The organism is Pseudomonas sp. BO3-4 (assembly GCF_034044115.1).
GTDB lineage: Bacteria > Pseudomonadota > Gammaproteobacteria > Pseudomonadales > Pseudomonadaceae > Aquipseudomonas > Aquipseudomonas alloputida.
This window is the reverse complement of sequence record NZ_CP139018.1, coordinates 3,826,404-3,844,156: the sequence shown is the minus strand read 5'-3', so window position 1 is coordinate 3,844,156 and position 17,753 is coordinate 3,826,404. Positions and strand designations below refer to the sequence as shown.

General features: G+C 62.9%; 11 protein-coding genes. 6 read left to right on the top strand and 5 right to left on the bottom strand.

Annotation, left to right across the window (positions count from 1 at the left end):
• The first annotated feature begins 31 nt into the window (after positions 1-31).
• Positions 32-517: an isochorismatase family protein gene (locus tag REH59_RS17790; RefSeq protein ID WP_003250798.1), complete on the top strand. Its 486-nt coding sequence runs from the start codon at positions 32-34 to the stop codon at positions 515-517.
• 27 nt (positions 518-544) lie between these two features.
• On the opposite strand, the gene REH59_RS17785 is transcribed toward REH59_RS17790, so the two are convergent.
• Positions 545-3,316, bottom strand: a complete 2,772-nt coding sequence (locus REH59_RS17785) for an amino acid adenylation domain-containing protein (protein WP_014860846.1) — start codon at positions 3,314-3,316, stop codon at positions 545-547.
• Between the two features lie 215 nt (positions 3,317-3,531).
• Positions 3,532-4,230 (bottom strand): pirin family protein, encoded by a 699-nt coding sequence (locus tag REH59_RS17780; protein WP_014860845.1) that lies wholly within the window; start codon positions 4,228-4,230, stop codon positions 3,532-3,534.
• A gap of 185 nt (positions 4,231-4,415) precedes the next feature.
• On the opposite strand from REH59_RS17780, the gene REH59_RS17775 reads away from it, so the two are divergent.
• Positions 4,416-6,920: a UvrD-helicase domain-containing protein gene (locus REH59_RS17775; RefSeq protein ID WP_014860844.1), complete on the top strand. Its 2,505-nt coding sequence runs from the start codon at positions 4,416-4,418 to the stop codon at positions 6,918-6,920.
• 7 nt (positions 6,921-6,927) lie between these two features.
• On the opposite strand, the gene REH59_RS17770 is transcribed toward REH59_RS17775, so the two are convergent.
• Positions 6,928-11,817, bottom strand: coding sequence for an NEL-type E3 ubiquitin ligase domain-containing protein (locus tag REH59_RS17770; protein WP_320450337.1), 4,890 nt, complete (start codon positions 11,815-11,817; stop codon positions 6,928-6,930).
• A 182-nt stretch (positions 11,818-11,999) separates the two neighbouring features.
• Here REH59_RS17770 and REH59_RS17765 point away from each other — a divergent pair, with 182 nt between their 5' ends.
• The 3 genes from REH59_RS17765 to REH59_RS17755 all read left to right on the top strand — a co-directional run bounded on the left by REH59_RS17765 (position 12,000) and on the right by REH59_RS17755 (position 15,362).
• Positions 12,000-12,926, top strand: a complete 927-nt coding sequence (locus tag REH59_RS17765) for an alpha/beta fold hydrolase (protein WP_014860842.1) — start codon at positions 12,000-12,002, stop codon at positions 12,924-12,926.
• A 75-nt stretch (positions 12,927-13,001) separates the two neighbouring features.
• Positions 13,002-13,421 (top strand): VOC family protein, encoded by a 420-nt coding sequence (locus REH59_RS17760; protein WP_003250810.1) that lies wholly within the window; start codon positions 13,002-13,004, stop codon positions 13,419-13,421.
• Positions 13,422-13,682: 261 nt separating this feature from the next.
• The gene (locus REH59_RS17755) at positions 13,683-15,362 is read left to right on the top strand and encodes an MFS transporter (protein WP_014860841.1); all 1,680 of its coding nucleotides are present in this window, start codon (positions 13,683-13,685) and stop codon (positions 15,360-15,362) included.
• A 176-nt stretch (positions 15,363-15,538) separates the two neighbouring features.
• Here the strand turns inward: REH59_RS17755 and REH59_RS17750 are convergent, their stop codons facing one another.
• Entirely contained in the window at positions 15,539-16,108 is a 570-nt protein-coding gene (locus REH59_RS17750; RefSeq protein ID WP_003250813.1) for a hypothetical protein, read from the bottom strand.
• 41 nt (positions 16,109-16,149) lie between these two features.
• Positions 16,150-16,536, bottom strand: a complete 387-nt coding sequence (locus REH59_RS17745) for a VOC family protein (protein ID WP_003250815.1) — start codon at positions 16,534-16,536, stop codon at positions 16,150-16,152.
• A 278-nt stretch (positions 16,537-16,814) separates the two neighbouring features.
• Here REH59_RS17745 and REH59_RS17740 point away from each other — a divergent pair, with 278 nt between their 5' ends.
• Positions 16,815-17,720, top strand: coding sequence for a LysR family transcriptional regulator (locus REH59_RS17740; RefSeq protein WP_014753507.1), 906 nt, complete (start codon positions 16,815-16,817; stop codon positions 17,718-17,720).
• Positions 17,721-17,753 lie beyond the last annotated feature (33 nt).

The window sequence follows — 17,753 nt, the reverse complement described above, 5'->3', positions numbered from 1 at the left end:
TCGCGCCTTTTGCCCGTGCCGGAATCCGCCCATGCGCCAGGTTTTGCTCATCGTCGATGTTCAGTCCACCTTCAGCCCACCCGAGTGGCTGGTCGATGGTTTGCGGCGGTTGTCAGCGAACATTCCCACCATAGCCTCGGTCGAGTTGCACGATGAACAGGTCACGCCGTTCGAGCGCCAGCTCGGTTGGCACCCGGCGGCCGAGGACGAAAGCCTGGTCGAGGCCGACCAGGTGTTCGTCAAGCATGGCTATGGGCAAAGTGCCGAAGCTATCGACTACATCCGGCAATTGGGTGTAGAGCGGGTGCTGGTGTGTGGGTTGCAGACCGAAACCTGCGTGCTGGCCGCCGGCTTTGCCCTGTTCGATGCAGGGCTGATGCCCACGCTGGTGACAGACATGACAATAGGGTCGTCGCTGGACCGTTCGGGCAAGCTGGGTACCGACCTGTGGAAGCACCACTTCCGCCAGGTCACTACCTCGGCCGAGGTGCTGGCTGAACTGGCCGGACGCGCGTAGTGCATGCGCCGGCGGGGTCATCTTCGTTCAGGCAGAGGTGACGCGTTCAGCTGGATCGGCTCCACGCGCCTGGTGCTGTTTGCGCCTGCGGGTAAACAGCAGGCGCAACAGGGTGTTCCAGCAATAGCTCACCAGTACCCCTCCAGCGAGTGCCAGGGCCACCTCGAACAGCGGGTGCCTGAAAACATGCTCCGCCACCGACTCGAACTGGAAATGCGTCAGGTAGATATACAAGGTTGACGAAGCGATCACCGCACCTGCCCGTGCAACCAGGGCGGGTACTGGTACCGAGCGGAACCAGACAAGCGCCAGTATCGCTGGCAGGGCGATGTCGACATAGTGTGTGAGCGCTTGCCAGCCAACACCGGCAACCGCCATCAGGTCCAGCTCACCCACCACCAGCACGGCCACCGCACTGGCCACCCATTTGCGTGAGGGCGTGTCGGCATGGTGCACGGCCATGCCCAGCACCATCACCGCCAGGAAGTGCTGGGGTACCCGGTTGAGCAGGGCACTGGCGTCGAACACGAACTGGTTGAGGAGCACATCCAGCGCTACCAGTGCACAGGCAGCGATGATCAGCCAGCGAAACGGGTCGGCAACCAGCACCTGGCGCACGCGCTTGATCGACAGCACCAGGCCAATGATCACGATCATCTGCACCAACACTTCGATGTACCAATAGTTGAACAGGCTGACCTCGCTGGCGGGGAACCAGTTGGAAACCAGCAGCAGCGATTGCCAATGCAGCCGGTCGAATACCAGCTGGATCAATGCGGTATACAACAGTGTTGGCACCACGATGGCTGCCAGTGACCTGAGCAGCGTGCGTGCATCGCCACGCGCTTCGATGGCCTTGAGCTGAAAGCGCGCCAGGGCGATGCCGGAGACCAGAAACAGCACCGAGGTTTCGCCGACGATCAGCCAGTGGTCGAACTCGCCCAGGTGGCCGACCACAATCAGGATGATGGCGAGCATGCGGATGAACACCGGCATCTCCATAACCCGCCACGTGCCTTTGGGTGGCGCACTCAGCTCGGCCAGCTGGCACACCGGCAGGGTTTCCCAACGTTCAGGCAGGTGGCCGATGAGTGCTTCGAGCACGCGCGAAGCCTGCACGAACGACAGCGAGTCGCCGCCCAGCTCGACAAAGCTCAACCTGGCGTCCAGGCGCGGTACCTGGAGGATGCGTGCCCAGGCTGTACTCAGCTTTTCGGCCAAGGGTGACAACGGTGGGCTGATACTGTCGTCAAATGCAGCAGGCAGCGCGCGTTTGTCGACTTTGCCGTTGGGGGTGAGCGGCAGGGCATCAAGGAACACGAACAGCGCCGGAACCATATAGTCAGGCAGCTGGCCGCTGAGGGCCTGGCGCAGTTCGTCAACACGGATGGCTTGCTGCGCGACGCAATAGGCCACCAGCCGGGTCGATGCACCCTCGTGGTTGGCCAGGACCACGCATTGCCCTATGTGCGGGTGACGGCAGATGGCGTTCTCGATTTCTGCCAGCTCGATGCGATGCCCCCGGATTTTCACCTGGCTGTCAGCGCGCCCCAGAAAACTGGCGCTGCCATCGGCTAGGTAGGTGCCCAGGTCACCCGTGCGGTAACAGCGGTCGGCCGCGTCAGCGGTGAACGGGTTGGCGATGAATTTGGCTTCGGTCAGCCCCGGGTCGCCCCAGTATCCCCGCGACAGGTAGGGGCTGCGGATCAGGATTTCGCCTGTCTCGCCCTCGCTGACCAGCTGGTTGGCCGGGTTTATCACCAGCAATTGTGCATCGGCAATGCCTTTGCCCAAGGGCACCCGGGCATTGTCCATTTCCGGGTCGAGGGTATGGAAAGCCATGGCCTGTGGGGTTTCGGTGGTGCCGTAGAAGTTCACATTGACGGCATTCGGTGCGATGGCGCGGACCTGCTGGTACTGCGTCGGGCTGAGTGCATCGCCACCCCAGAACAGGTAGCGCAGGTGGTCGAGAACCTGGCCGTTCAGGTGTGCGCCAGTTTCGATCAGCTTGCCCAGCGGCGGGGTGAGGTGGATCACGCTCACACCGTGCTGCTGAAGCCAGCTGGCCAGCCGTGAGGGGTCGGTCAGGGTCGACTGCGCCGGGCAGGCAATGGTCGCGCCAAGCGACAGTGGCGTGAACACGTCGCGGTATACCGGGTCGTGGCCCAGGCCAGAAAGCAGCGAGAAGGTGTCGGCCTGGGTAAAGCCGTGCTGGCGCACATGCCAGTCGATGAAGTGCACCAGCGGTGCGTGGTGGGTAACGATGCCCTTGGGTTCACCGGTGCTGCCCGAGGTGAAGGTGATGTAGGCCGGCTGCTCAGGGCTGACAGCGGGCAGCGCGACAGGTTGGCGAGGGAAGGCCTGCAGCGCCTCCGCGGGGGCTTCAGGCACCGTGACGACCATGGGCTGGCCGACGTCGACGGTTGCCTCGGCACAGCGCAGTATCACCGCAGGCTTCAGGGTGTTGACGATTTGCTCGATACGCGCGGCAGGGTAAGCGGCGTCAGCAACGGTGAAGGCCAGGCCGGCACGCAGGCAGCCGAGCATGGCGTATACCAGGGCGGCGCTGCGGCGGGTGACGATGACCACACGATCGGTGCCGCTGGTGGCGTTTTTAACCAGAAACGCGGCAATGCCCGCGCTGATCTGCTCCAGTTGGGAGTAGTTGCAGGTTGTGTGCTGGCCAATGATGGCAATGGCCGCCGGGCAGCGGCTGGCCTGCTGGATGAAAGCGTGGTGAATGGGCTGTTCGGCACGGTACTCCAGGCACAGCGTCGGGTTCGGGCGCAGGTCCGGCATGATGATCGAGTACTCCGCAGGAACGTTGGGCTGGCTGGTAGCACAACGCTAGTGCAGGCTGGCTGATGGCGCCAATATTTGAAGGCTGCCTTGCGATAGCCGGGCAGGCCCAGGGCCGCAAGCGTGCCCCCATAAAACCCTGCTAACCCGACGGGTTAGCAGGGTTTTATGGGAGCCGCCTTGCGCTGCGACATGGATTGTCACAGGCCTGGTTTTCAGGCCACATCCACAAGCACGATCTCGCTGTCCTCGATGGCGGTCACCCGCAGCACCTCTTCCTGCTCGATCGCCACGCCATCGCGCGCCTTGGCCCGCAACCCGTTGACTTCCACCAGCCCCTTGGCCGGCACCAGGTAACCCCGGCGTGCGGCATCGAAGCGGTACTCGGCGGTTTCACCCGCCCGCAGGGTGGCAGCCACCAGACGGGCATCGGTACGGATCTGCAGGCTGTCTTCGTCACCCGCGCGGCCGCTGGCCAAGGTCACGAAGCCTTCGCCGCGCTCGCCTTTGGGGAACGGCCGGCTACCCCACTGCGGTGCTTCACCGGTGCGCTCTGGCACGATCCAGATCTGGAAAATTCGTGTATCGATGTCTTCCAGGTTGTACTCGCTGTGCACAATGCCGGTACCGGCGCTCATGACCTGAACATCACCGGCTTCGGTACGGCCCTTGTTGCCCAGGCTGTCCTGATGGCTGATCGCGCCTTCACGCACATACGTGATGATTTCCATGTCGCGGTGCGGGTGCGGTGGGAAGCCGCTGCCGGCCGCGATCAGGTCGTCGTTCCAAACCCGCAGGTTACCCCAGTGCATGCGTGCCGGGTCGTAGTACTCGGCAAACGAGAAATGGTGGTGGGCATCGAGCCAGCCATGGTTGGCGTGGCCGAGGCTTTCGAAGGGTCGCAGTTGCAGCATGGTCGTGCTCCTTGAATCAGTGGAATGACGCCATGATGCGCTAAAGAAACATCGAAAATAAGCGTAAATATCGGCTTAAAACAATCTGTTTTATAGATGCTTTTTGTGTGGCGTTTTATTCGCTTCATCGCCTAATCCACTGATCTGCAAGCATTCGCTGGCGATTTTTCGTCGATGCGGCGAACATGCCTGCTGTTTTGATTTTCAACGGAGTGACCGTGGCCCACGAGCAACCCTTGGCCCCCGCCGACCTTACCCCTCCTGCCCAGTTGCCCTGGTTTCGCCGCCTGGCCGCCCGCTTGCTGGGGCGTGGCCTGACCCGCCTGCAAGCCCAGCACCGCGACTCGTGGTTCCTCGGCCACGCCACAGGCCAGCGCACTGGCCATGCCGATGGCGTGCGTGAAGGGTTCGAGCGTGGTCGGGTGGAGGGCTATGAAGCGGGGCGCCAGGTGCTGGTGATCCGCGATACGCGCCCCGACAGCGCCGCCGTGCCAGGCCAGGATGACAACTTGTTCGACGACTGGCGCCTGCCGTTGACGGCCGAGTTGAAGAAGCGCTTCAAGGCCGATGTCGCCCAGCGCCTGCCCGCCGAAGCCCAGCCCAGCGCCGCGCAATGGAAGCTGATCTTCAGTGACACCCCGTCTACCTGCGTGGTGGCAGGCGCCGGGGCAGGCAAGTCCACGTCGCTGGTGCTGCGTATCCTGCTGCTGCGTCATTACCTGGGTTACGAGCTGGATGCGATGACCGTAGTCACCTTCACCCGCGAGTCGCGCAAGGACTTCATCAAGCGCCTGCTGCAGGTGTTCGCCCTGTGGCAGATCAACCTGCAGCCTGCGCAGGCCCGCGAGCTGGTGCGCACGTTCCATTCGCGCATCCTGCCGCTGGTGCGCAGCCTGCCGGGCTTCGGCCAGGTGCGTGCATTTGAAACACTGGGCCACGAGATGCCTGCCGGGCGTGAGGCCGAGGCCGACAGCAACCCGTTCGACCTGCGCCTGAACGATGCCCAGCGCCAGCAGCTGAACCAGTGCTACAGCAGCTTGCTGGGCGAGAGCCCGCGTTTTGCCGAGCTGGTCGGCCAGTTGCGCAGCGAAGCCTTGCAACTGAAACCGCTGGACCCGAACAACCCCGATGTGCAGAAGCGCGCACAGGTGACCCAATTGGCCGCCCAGCGCGACGAAGAACTGTGCGACGTGATCGAGGACCTGTGGTTCGCCGCCGGCGTCTGGCCGATCAAGGGCATCGAGCCCTGCCGCGAAACGGTCGACATCCGTGGCAGCCGCTTCCATGTGCATGGCCGCCTGGAAGGCCAGGGGCCTTTGGTGGTGCTGGGCTTCGACCCCGCACAAAGCGCGCAGTACCAGCGCCCCGGCGCCAAGCTGACCGTGCGTGCCGAGTGGGCGGTCAAGCGCACACTGTTGCAGGCGTTCTGCGACAGGCCGCTGATCTGGCTCGACAACTACGCCATGGCCAGGCGCCTGGCGGCATCGTTGGCGGGCGATGCCGTGGCCGGGCCTGGCTTCGAGTACAAGGTCAAGGGCGAACTGGCCCCGGCGCCGCTGCTGGATGCGTTCGTCAGTGCGGCCAATTTCATCGAAAACCTTGGGTTGGAGGTGAACAAAGCGGTGGCGGCGATGAGCTTTCCGTCCGGCGACAGCGATGCACTGTTCTTCGAGGCCCTGGCGCTGTACTGGAAAGCCCTGGAAGCGCACCTGCTGGACCAGTCGCCGCCGGTGATGAGCTACAACCGCATGTTCGCCTTGTTTGGCGAGAACAACCCAGAAAACCTGCATTTGCTGCCCGATCCGTTGCTGCGGCCGCTGGCGCACCTGATGATCGACGAGTTCCAGGACGTGTCGCCACAGATCGTCAGTTGGTTGCGTGCCAGCCTCGCCGAAATACGGCGCCGCGGCCCGGCCATGCACACCGGGCGCCATGCCCAGCATTCGTCGTTGCTGTGCGTGGGGGACGACTGGCAATCGATCTACGGCTGGCGTGGTAGCTCGCCCAAGTATTTCATGGAGTTCACCAAGGCGTTCCCGTCGCCGGCCAACACGCGGGTGATGCTGGTCGACAACTACCGATGCCAGCAACAGGTGATCGATGCGGCCGAGCACCTGGTCAAGGGCACCCCGGCGATTGCCGGCAAGAAAGCCCGCGCCAGTGGCCCGGCGGCTGAGTTGCCCGGCTCGCCGGTCAAGGTGTTCGACCGTGACGAGGCTGCGTTGGGCGAAACGCTTGTCGAGCATTACCAGCGGGGTGAGACGGTCATGATGCTGTACCGCAAGGGCAGTGACCGAGCGTTGATGAACGAGCACCTGCAAAGCGTGTTGCACGCCGACGCGGCGCTTCCGGCCGAGCAGCGCCGGCTGCGCCAGCTGACCTACCACAGTGCCAAGGGTTTACAGGCCGATGCGGTGTTCATGCTGGGTGACTGCCAGTACCTGACCAGCTCACCCTACAAGAACCAGGTATACCGTCAGGCCGGGCTGGGCAAGGCAGGTGATGCCCAACCGTTCGACTCGGCACAGAAGGAAGAAGTGCAGCGCTTGGCCTACGTGGCGGTGACCCGTGCAGTGCAGCACTGCTATTGGCACGTGGAGGCCGTCAGTGGTGACGCCGCAGCGGCCCCACGGGCGTCCAGCCAGGTGGACGGCAAGCAGGCCTTCTTCGAAGACCTGCGCGGGCAGTGAGTGGGGGTCAGCGGCCGATTGTTTGCGTCTGGCGGGTGAGGCTGGTCAGCAGACCGGTTTCAACCTGCTGCTGCTCGGCAGTCAGCGCGTCAACGCCCTGGCGATACTGCTGCTCGTTGAGCACCACGCGCCGCAGCCTGCCCTCAGCATCCACCGGGCTTTCAGGCATGACCCTGGCCAAGGCTCGTCGCACAGAGCTGTCCAGGGATGTCACCGGGTCGGCGGTTTCATCCAGGCAGTAATAGAGGTAGTCAAGGCCTGGCCGCCAGAAGTCGGTGATCAGGCTGAACTGTGCCGCATGCTCTCGTTTCAAGTACTCGACCCAGCCCGGCTGCTGGGTCAACCATTGCTCCCGAGCGATGGCATCCCTGTCCAGGGAACGGACCGCAGCTTTCACCATTTCGATGATTGTGTCGTTGATTCTGGCCGTATTGCGGTACAGCATGCCTCGGCTCGGCTCAGGGTAGTCCAGCGCGCTGGCCAACGACTGGCGCAGAGCCAAACGTACCTCGACATCGTCCACCAGCCCCGTTTGAAGTTCGCTGTCTGGAAAGGCTGAGGGGTCGTCCAGCTCATCGTAGGGGGGGAGGTTTTCATCGAAGGCCCCGTCGAGCAGTGCCTGTTTGCGCAAGGACCTTCTCCAGCTGATGCGATCGGCCAGTTGATTGACCTGACTGCGTCGATACAACTTGCCATACAGGCTCAGTAGATCAGCGGGTCGACTACCGGCGACGGCTGCCGCTTCGTGGGCCAGCACTTCTATCTCCAAGGCACTGAACGCGTCGGCACCTGCGTCGCCACAGGTTGGCGGGAAGTCGCCGGCCACGGTGGCGAGGCGTTCACGCAGCGCGGTGTCGCGGGCCGCGTCATCCAACAGCTTCCAGACGCGTGCCCTCAGGGCCTCGCCATCACGCTGCGCTTCTGCCGATTGGGCAAGACGTTCGAGTACGCCCAGCAGCGCTGCGTTTTCACCTTGGTCAAACAGGTCGCTCCACAGTTGCTCCTCGGCACTGCTCGCCTCGCCACGGAAAATGCCTTGCCACAGTGGCACGTCTTCTGCGTGCTCGAAGACGTTGACGCCGCTGCTGCCCAGGCGTGCTCGTGTCTGGGCTTCCAGGGTGTTGTAGTTGAACAGCCAGCGGCGCTCCGGCAAGTGCGCGGCGACATCGCGGGCAAACGGGGTACGCAGCACACCAGGCAAGTCTGGCAGGGTACGAATGCGGTTGGACGACAGGTTCAGGTAGCGCAGTTGGTACTGGGGCTGGCTCATCAGGACGGTCAGGCTGTCGGGCCACTGCTGCAGTTCGCAGCGGTCAAGGTCCAGGTGGCTGAGGCGGGCCATGAAGCGCAGGTCTGGCGCCAGCCGCAGTGGGTTGCCCGACATGTGCAGTACCTTGGGATGGATCATGTCCTGAAACTGGGCGGCCAGGCTCTCATCCAGTGTGATCTGGTTGCTGCCCAGGCCAAGTCCATCCAGGGGCAAACGCGTCAGGAAGGCGAGGCTGGCATTATCGAGCCGCAGCCGGTTACGGCTGAGGCCGAGTACCCGCAGGCCAGGCATCGCCCCAATGGCCTGCTGGGCAGTGGCTGAAAGGGTAGTCAAGCCATTGCCTGTCAGGCCCAGCTCGCGTAGCCGTGGGGCAGACTTGAGCGCCTCGAACAATGCTTCAGCGTCCATCTCCGGGTTACCGATAATTTCCAGGGTGCCCAGGTCAGGGAAGTTTGCCAGGAAGCCGCCCTCCAGGCGTCGCATCTGCAACCCCTCAAGGACGAGGTGCCGTATATGCGGCATACGGGCAGTGAACGCTGGCAGCGCTTCCAGTTGCATATGGCTCAGTACCAGCACTGCGCGTTGCGCGCCGCCTTCACGGCGGGAAGCACTCATCAGTCGCTCGGTGCATTGCTGGCGATCAAAGCGCTCTTCAAGGGTGCGGGCGGTGCTTACCCAACGGTTGAGATCCCGGTTGAGGGTACGCTGCTCGACCTCCAGCTGGTTGATCGCGCTACCCAGGTCGCCTCCTCGAGCCAGTTCGGCTTGTAGCCCACTGATTTGCTCGCTGCTGAGTTCGGGGTAGAGCGCCCGGAGTCGACGTGCAGCCGGCAAGGCTCGTCCTTGCAGGCCACGGCCGCTCAGGGGATAGCCCAGCTGGCCGTTGGCCAACCGCAAAGGGGAGCGGAACCTGGGGTTGATGGGTTGCTGGCCGATCAGTGAGGCGCAGTGCTGGCGATCGTCAAGGGCAAGTTGCAGCAACCGGGCCGGGTCAGCCTGCGGGTGCGCGGCTTGCAGCGCCTGCTTGATGCGTAGACTGTCGTCGTTGGCCAGGCTGGGCCTGAACAGGCCGAGGAGGGCACGATCAAGCCGCGCTCGAGCTTGCAGAAGGCGTGCTTCCTCGGCAACGCGAAGCGGCACCCGTCCGTTGGTCAGGCGTTCCCGTTCGGCGTTGCTGAGGTTGGCAAGCAATGCTTCAAGCGCGCTGTCCGGCAGCCCGGGAAAATGCCGGGCGAGGGTTTGTGCAGTGGGTGGGTGTGTGGGACGGCGTCGTTGTTGCAGGCTCTCGAACAGCGCCTCGCGATGCTGTTCCAGGTGTTGCGCGAGCTTGTTGTTCAGTGCGGACGATCGGTGCTCGGTTGGTGTGTCACCGAGCAACTGCTCAATGGCTTCTTCATCCATCTGATCCAGCACGGTCTGGCTCAACTGGCCATTGTCCAGGTCGGTACGGGTAATTTCGATTTCTGTCTGGCCCAGCGTGTGAGGGGGGCCGTAGCGCACCGATTCGCCCCAGGGTTCTGGCCCTTGGTAAACCTTCAGCACGTTCCCCTCGGGCCACCCCGGCAGGCGCAGCAACTCAGGCAAGGCAAAGTTCTTGTACGCAGCCAGCGGCAACCCATGGCGTACGCAGTTGATGATCTGTTGTGTCTGATTGTCCAGTTGCAACCGCTGCAGCGTGTCGATCAACAAAGCGGGTGGAGGCAGGCCCGCTGCCTGGGCACGGCGCAGCACATCTGGATCGGTACCGGTAGTGCGCATGGCATGGTCCAGTTCGCTGTCGTCCAGGCCTGCGCTATGGCTGCCGAGGCGGCGCGCGAGCTGTTCGCGGTCCCATTCCAGAGGCTGTTCATGGGCCAGTTGCCAGCGGGCGTTACCCTGATGCAGCAAGCGTGGGGCATAGGCCTGCGCGTCATCAGGGTGGCGCACGCGCCATTGCTGATCAGCGCCCTGAAACACCTCGTACAGGGTCCCATCCAGCTTCAGGTAGGTCTTTCCGTCGACGTGCACATGGCCGAGCAAATCGGGTTGAGCCTCCTCAGGAATAGCCGCCGTGCTCGTATAGGGTTTCATGTCGGGGTGCCAAAGCACTTCCTTGTCTTCATGCCATACACGTTTCAGTGCATCGACAAAGCCAGACGCCTGGACGACCCTGGTGCCCACTGCAAAGCCGGCAATCACGCCCGCGTTGATGGCCAGCGATTCCAACTGCGCCAGTGCCTGCCGGGTATCACCTTCTTCCCAGGCCTCGAACCCGGTGAAAACAGAGCTCATCAGGTCGTAAGCAAAAACGCCTAGCATGACCGTGTTCAGCCCCGGCACGAAGAACGCGGCGACATTCAGCACGTTCATCCCCAGGTCGAACCAGTACTTCAGACGCTCATTGCGGGCGTTGGCGTCGACTTCGGCGGTAGGCACAGCAATGGTTTTTGCGTCGGCCTTCATGCGCGCAAGGTGTGCGTTGTGCAAGGACGTCCAAGGGTCGGTTCGGATTGGCGAGAGCGTGAAAGGGATCACTGGCATGATGCGGGGTTTGCGTATGCCCGCTTCATCCTCTTCGAACAGCGCGATTTCCAGCTTTACGGCGAGTTCTTTTTGCCTGTCCTTGTAGGCGAAATGCACCAAGGCGCGGCGAAACTCGCTTTGCAATAGCCGGCTGCGCAGGTGCTTGCCCGCTTCCTGACGAGAAGCGAACTCCCTGACCGGGTGCTCGCTGTCGCCAGGGACATACACAATGCAGGGGTTCTTGCGGTAAGGGTTGTCTGGCCCGATGAACAGTATTTCGTGGACGGGGGTATCGAACAGGTTGAAGTGCCAGCAATGCAACGCCTCGTTTTCATAGGTGGGGTGAGGCTTGCCGTCGCACAGTTGCCCAAGCGCATCGAGCCCGGCCTGGCTCAGCAGGCCTTTGAGCTTGGCGATCAATGCCTGGACCCTCAAGGCCTCACGGTTCGCTGCAATCGACAGGCGCTGGATTTCAGCGCGATTGGCGCCTTCATGGGTTGCAAGCAAATGGTCTTGATAGCGTTTGCCAAGGTCCAGTGCCCGACAATGTCTCACGAAGTCCGCCATCGTCAGGCCTGCCAGGGGCGTGTCGCTGCCAGCGGCGTCGGTGAGCCTGCTGTAGGGACCGACTTCGTCCAGCCCCTCGAAGTTGTGCAGGGCAGCCTCCAGCAAACTGCGTGTTTGCGGCTGGCCTACGGGGCGGGTGGCCAGCACATCCGCTTCCACGTCCGGGACCAAAGGCGTTTCCACATCGGGAACGCCAACCCAGATGTTGGCCTCTGACTCAAAGGGCTGGAAGACATACTGCGCCCTGTCTACGGGTACATTCAGCTTCAACCGCTCGGTCAACAGAGGGCCGCAGAACGCGATGATGTCCTTGAACTCGCCCAGCGCCTGCTTGACCTGCGCCAGCCGTTTGTTACGGGTTTGCAACGCCTTGTGCAACTGCTCACGCATGGGCTCATCGGCAGTGGCATACCACGAGTAAGGGGTGCCATCTTCATCGAGGTACTCCTTGTACAGGCTCTGCACCACTTTGCGCGTATGCGTGGGTTGGAGCGCCTTGCTCCATTTCGGTAACGATCGGGTTATCTGGCTTTGATGCAACGGTGTCGGGGTTGTCATGGTCACCATCTCTTTTGTGGGGGGAGACAGTCCACGCTGATCAAGGCGCCGGGGTGCGGTAGATAGTTGTTGGCCGCGGTCGGTCCTGCGTATGCGCGGGTCGGTGGGGGGCTGGCAGCGAGGGAGCATCTGCGAGAGGGTGAGGCAGGCCATGGTGCAGGCTTCAGCCAAGGAGAATCGCAATGCGTTCGCTGTGCAGTCCGAAAGACCACCTGCTAGACCTCGATGGCGTTGAAATAGCGGTTCGCACCTGGGGGGCAGAAGACGGTATTCCCATATTGGCCTTGCATGGCTGGCTGGATAACGCTGCCTCGTTCGAGCGCCTGGCACCGATGCTGGACGGCTGCTTCGTGGTGGCCCCCGACCTGATCGGCCATGGCCGTTCTGGCCATCGTCGCCACGACAGCGGCTATTACCTGTGGGAGCATGCCGAAGACATGCTGGCGGTGACCGACAGCCTGGGCCTGGCGCAATTTCATGTGCTGGCCCATGGGATGGGCACCGGTATAGCGTCGCTGCTGGCGGCCATGACCAGTGGCATTGCCAGCATGACCTTCCTCGACGGCATGGGGGCACCGTTCACGGTGGCCGAGGATGACCGCGTGCAGCACCTGGCGCGGGCTTACCGGCTCAAGCGCATGGTACAGCGGAGCCAGTTGCCGGGTTTTGCCGAGCCGGATGTTGGTCGCTTCGACGACCTGGACACCGCCCTGGCGCAACGCCGCGAGCGGCTGGACACCGAACTGTCGGAAGGTGCCGCTCGGCTGCTGGCGCTGCGCGACCTGCTACAGCTGGACGATGGCTATTGCTGGCGCCACGACCCGCGGCTGGTATTGCCCGAACCCATGCCACTGACCGAGCGCGAAGCCTGCGACCTGCTCAGTCAGATCCGCTGCCCGTTGTACCTGCTGTTCGGCCGCCAGGGGGCCTTCACCGGCGAGGCCTTTACCCGGCGTCAGTCCGCCTTGCCCAGCCAGGCGAAAGTCTCCTGGCACCCAGGCGGGCACCACTTCCACCTGGATGCGCCGGACCGGGCGCTGGTCGACCAGTTGCTGCGTATCCTGACGCGCCATGAAGGGGGCGTTCTGCAACGCTTGGTGAACGAGTAGCTGATTCTGGTCACGCCGCGTGAACCTGGGCTATGGTGGCGAACGTATTCGCAAACACGCCACAGGGAGCCCGGCATGCGGCCTTTCACCATCAAGCACATCGACCACCTTGTGTTGCGGGTCAGCGACCTGCCGCGCAGTGTTGCCTTTTACACCGAACTGCTCGGCTGCACCGTCAGCCGCGTGCGCGAAGACTTGGGCATGGTGCACCTGGCCACGGGCACGGCGATGATCGACCTGGTAACCCTGGATGGCCCGCTGGGGCAGCCAGGCGGAGCGGCACCGGGCGTGGAAGGGCGCAACCTGCACCATTTCTGCCTGCGCATCGAGCCGTTTGACGAGGCCGCGTTGACGGCCTATCTGGAAGCCGCCGGGGTAAAGGTGGAGCCTGCCGAGAAGCGGTATGGTGCCGAAGGCGAGGGGCTTTCGCTGTACTGCTACGACCCGGATGGTAATCAGGTCGAGTTGAAGGGGCCGGTAGTGCCTGGCGGGTGAAACCACACCCACCAAAATCGTCAGCTAACCCGCTATCGCCCAGCACCCCGGTGCGGCGTGTCGTCCAGGCCGCCCTCTCGTGCAGGGCCCGGCGGGTGGATATCCAGCCAATCCCGATTATGCTTCATGAACCTTGCTGCGATCCGAGGCGGCCCGCCTCGTCGTGCTTCGCGCAAACAAAGCAAGCTCAAGGGCCTGGGTGCGACGGTGAAGTGGTTGTGAGGTGCTCCGGCCTGCATGACAACATGACGGAGGCAACCCATGGCGGTTCTCGACAGCGCATCCACGGGCAGCAGCGCGCCCCAACGCGGCATCACCAGGGAGGAGCGCAAGGTCATCTTCGCCTCGTCCCTGGGCACGGTATTCGAGTGGTACGACTTCTACCTGTACGGCTCACTCGCCGCGATTATCGCCAGGCACTTCTTCGCTGGCGTCAATGAAACCACCTCGTTCATCTTTGCCTTGCTGGCCTTTGCCGCCGGCTTTGCCGTCCGACCGTTCGGCGCCATCGTGTTCGGTCGCCTGGGCGACATGATCGGGCGCAAGTACACCTTCCTCATCACCATTGTCATCATGGGCCTGTCCACCGCAGTGGTGGGCCTGCTACCGGGCTACGCCACGATCGGCGTGGCCGCGCCGATCATCCTGATCACCCTGCGCTTGCTGCAGGGGCTGGCGCTGGGCGGTGAGTACGGCGGCGCGGCCACCTACGTGGCCGAGCATGCGCCCAAGGGCCGCCGCGGATTTTTCACTGCCTGGATCCAGACGACTGCCACCCTGGGGCTGTTCCTGTCGCTGCTGGTGATCATGGCCTGTCGCACGGCCATGGGGACGGAAGCGTTCGAGGCCTGGGGCTGGCGGATACCGTTCCTGCTGTCGATTCTGCTGCTGGCGATTTCGGTGTACATCCGCCTGCAGTTGAACGAGTCGCCGGTATTCATGAAGATGAAGGCCGAGGGCAAGGCATCCAAGGCGCCCCTGACCGAATCGTTCGCCCGCTGGGACAACCTCAAGGTGGTGATCATGTCGCTGCTCGGCGGCACCGCCGGCCAGGCCGTGGTGTGGTACACCGGGCAGTTCTACGCGTTGTTCTTCCTGTTGCAGACGCTCAAGATCGAGCCGCAGACCGCCAACCTGCTGATTGCCGGTTCACTGTTGATCGGCACACCATTCTTCATTTTCTTTGGCAGCCTGTCCGACCGGATTGGCCGCAAGAAAATCATCATGGCCGGCTGCATCATCGCCGCACTGACCTATTTCCCGATCTTCAAGGCGCTGACCGAGTACGGCAACCCGGATGTATTCGTTGCCCAGGAGCAGAACCCGGTGGTGGTGGTGGCCGACCCGGGCCAATGTGCATTCCAGTTCGACCCGGTGGGCAAGGCCAAATTCACCAGCTCCTGCGACATTGCCAAGAGCCTGCTGGCCAAGCGCGCCATCCCGTATACCAATGAAGCGGCGGAGCCCGGCAGCGTGGCACAGATCCGCATTGGCGAACGGGTATTGCCGAGCTTTGATGGCAGCAGCCTGGCGGCGGCCGACTTCAAGGTGCAAAGCGAAGCGTTTACCGCAACCCTGAGTGGTGCATTGAAAGAGGCGGGCTACCCGGAAAAGGCCGACCCGGCGAAGATCCACTACCCGATGGTGCTGTTGCTGCTGACCATTCTGGTGATCTACGTGACCATGGTCTACGGGCCGATTGCCGCTTGGCTGGTGGAGCTGTTCCCGGCGCGCATCCGCTACACCTCGATGTCGCTGCCTTACCACATCGGGAATGGCTGGTTCGGCGGCTTCCTGCCGACCGTGGCGTTTGCCATGGTGGCAGCGACCGGGGATATCTATTACGGCTTGTGGTACCCGATCGTGATTGCCGTGATGACGGCGGTGTTGGGGATCTTCTTCCTGCCGGAGACCAAGGATCGGGATATCACTCACACCTGAAGGTCGAGTTTGCCTGTGCTGGCCCCTTCGCTGCAGGAGCGGGTTCACCCGCGAAAGGATCAGCACAGGCCTCGAACGCTGTGTAGGAGCGGGTTCACCCGCGAAGAGGCCGACACAGGCCTCGAATGCTGTGTAGGAGCGGGCTTGCCCGCGAAGAGGCCGGCACAGGCGATCAATCAGTCGAAGTAGCCACGAAGCCCGAATGCATACCCGGTATCCACAGCTGTCGCCTCACCCCGGCTCCAGCGCTTCTTCAGCACGAACTCGAATGCCGGCTCGTACAACCCGTCGCGCACCAGTGCCCCCGCCAGCACCTCCACGTCGTACCAGCCATTGTCCAGTTCGATGATCGGCCGCCCTGGCACCTGGTAACGCGCCATCAGGTCACCCAGGGTCTTGGGCGTGAAGTGCTGCAGGATGCGCCAGGTGTACAGCATCAGCGCACCGTGCTCGACCCGCAGTACATAGCCATTGCGCCGGTGCTTCAGGCGGCTGCCGGCCTCGCGCAGGGCCGGGGTGTGGTTATCGAGGGTGAACAGGATGCGGTAGGGCAGGTTGTCGACACCGGCCAGCGGCAGCACGATGCCTTCGCGCACCGCCTGGTCGCCGCTGTCACCGTGGGTGAACGCACCGGCCAGGTCGTCGGGCAGTTGATGGTCTTGCTTGAAGCGTTCGAGCAACTGGATATCGCCAAGCAGAAAATAGTCGACCAGGTCGTTGAGCACTTCGCTGAATTCGTGGCGCATCTTTTTTCCTTGTGGGTGCGCATTGGGGTAAGGGCAACCGGCTAGTGCTTCTGGGCAATCTGGATCAAGTTGCCGCACGTGTCATCGAACACCGCCACGGTAACCGGCCCCATTGGGGTGGGTGGCCGGATGAACTGCACACCGGCTGCACAGAGCCGGGTGTATTCGGCCTGGATATCGCGCACGCCGAACGAGGTGGCGGGGATGCCATCCTGCTTGAGCGCGGCCTTGTACACCTTGGCCGCCGGGTGCGCGTCGGGTTCCAGCAGCAGTTCGACGCCATTGGGGTCGTTGGGCGAAGTCAGGGTCAACCAGCGGTGCCGGCCCATGGGGATGTCGTGCCTGGGCTCGAAACCGAGTACGTAGTGGTAGAAAGCCAGGGCCTTGGCCTGGTCGTCGACGAGGATGCTGGTGACCACGATCTTCATAAGCACACACCGTTTACCTGGGGCCGATGACTATCAGTAAAGACGTTCGGGCGTTTTTGACCAGTGGTTGCAGTGCCACGGGGGCCCGTTACAGGTGCAAGCGTGGTGCGGCGCCGGTTTGCGCAGGCCTGTGAGACGAGGTACTGGCAGTACCCTACAAAAAACCTGTTCAAGGCATAGGTAAATCCTTCAGCGCTCAGCGCCCGCAGAGCGGCAGCCAAGGGTAAAGTGTGAGGCATGATCCCAGCCTGCCAAGACCCGCGTCAGAGAGGTACCCTGTGGCTGCCTATACCTTGCGACAACTGAAGTACTTCGTCACCACCGTGGAAGCGGGCAGTGTGGCCGAAGCGTCACGCCAGCTGTACATCGCCCAGCCGTCCATCTCCACGGCCATCAAGAGCCTGGAGGAAAGTTTCGGTGTGCAGCTGTTCATTCGCCACCACGCCCAGGGCGTGTCATTGACGCCCAGTGGCAAACGCTTCTATGCCAAGACCAAGTCGCTGCTGCAGATGGCCCATGAGTTCGAACAGAACGCCCTGGCCGACAACGATACCGTCGCCGGGCAAATCGACATTGGCTGTTTCGAAACCGTGGCGCCACTCTACCTGCCGCGCCTGATCGCCGGTTTTCGTCAGCGCTACCCGGGTGTGGACATTCGCCTGCGCGACGGTGAACAGCAGGACCTGATCCAGGGCCTGACCGCCGGAACATTCGACCTGGCATTTCTCTATGACCACGACCTGGATGGCACCATCGAGGCCGAGCCGCTGATGCCGCCGCAGAAGCCCTATGTGCTGCTACCCGAGAACCACCGCTTTGCCAGCCAGGCCCAGGTCTCGCTGCGCGACCTGTGCCCCGAGCCGATGATCCTGCTGGACGTGGCCCCTAGCCGCACCTACTTCGTCAGCTTGTTCAACGAGATGGGCCTGGCACCGAACATTGTCTTCAGTTCACCGTCGATCGAGATGGTGCGCGGCATGGTCGGTCAGGGTTTCGGTTTTTCGTTGCTGGTAACCCGTCCGCACTCGGAATACACCTATGACGGCCAGCGCCTGGCAATGCTCGACATTGCCGAGCCGGTGGCGCTGTCGGGGCTGGCTGCGGCGTGGTTGAAGCGAGTCCAGCTGACCAAACCGGCGCAGTTGTTCGTGGAGTTTTGCCGGGAAGAGCTGGCGAAGTTCTGAACTGAGCACGCCATGCTACCCCGGCAGGAGGCG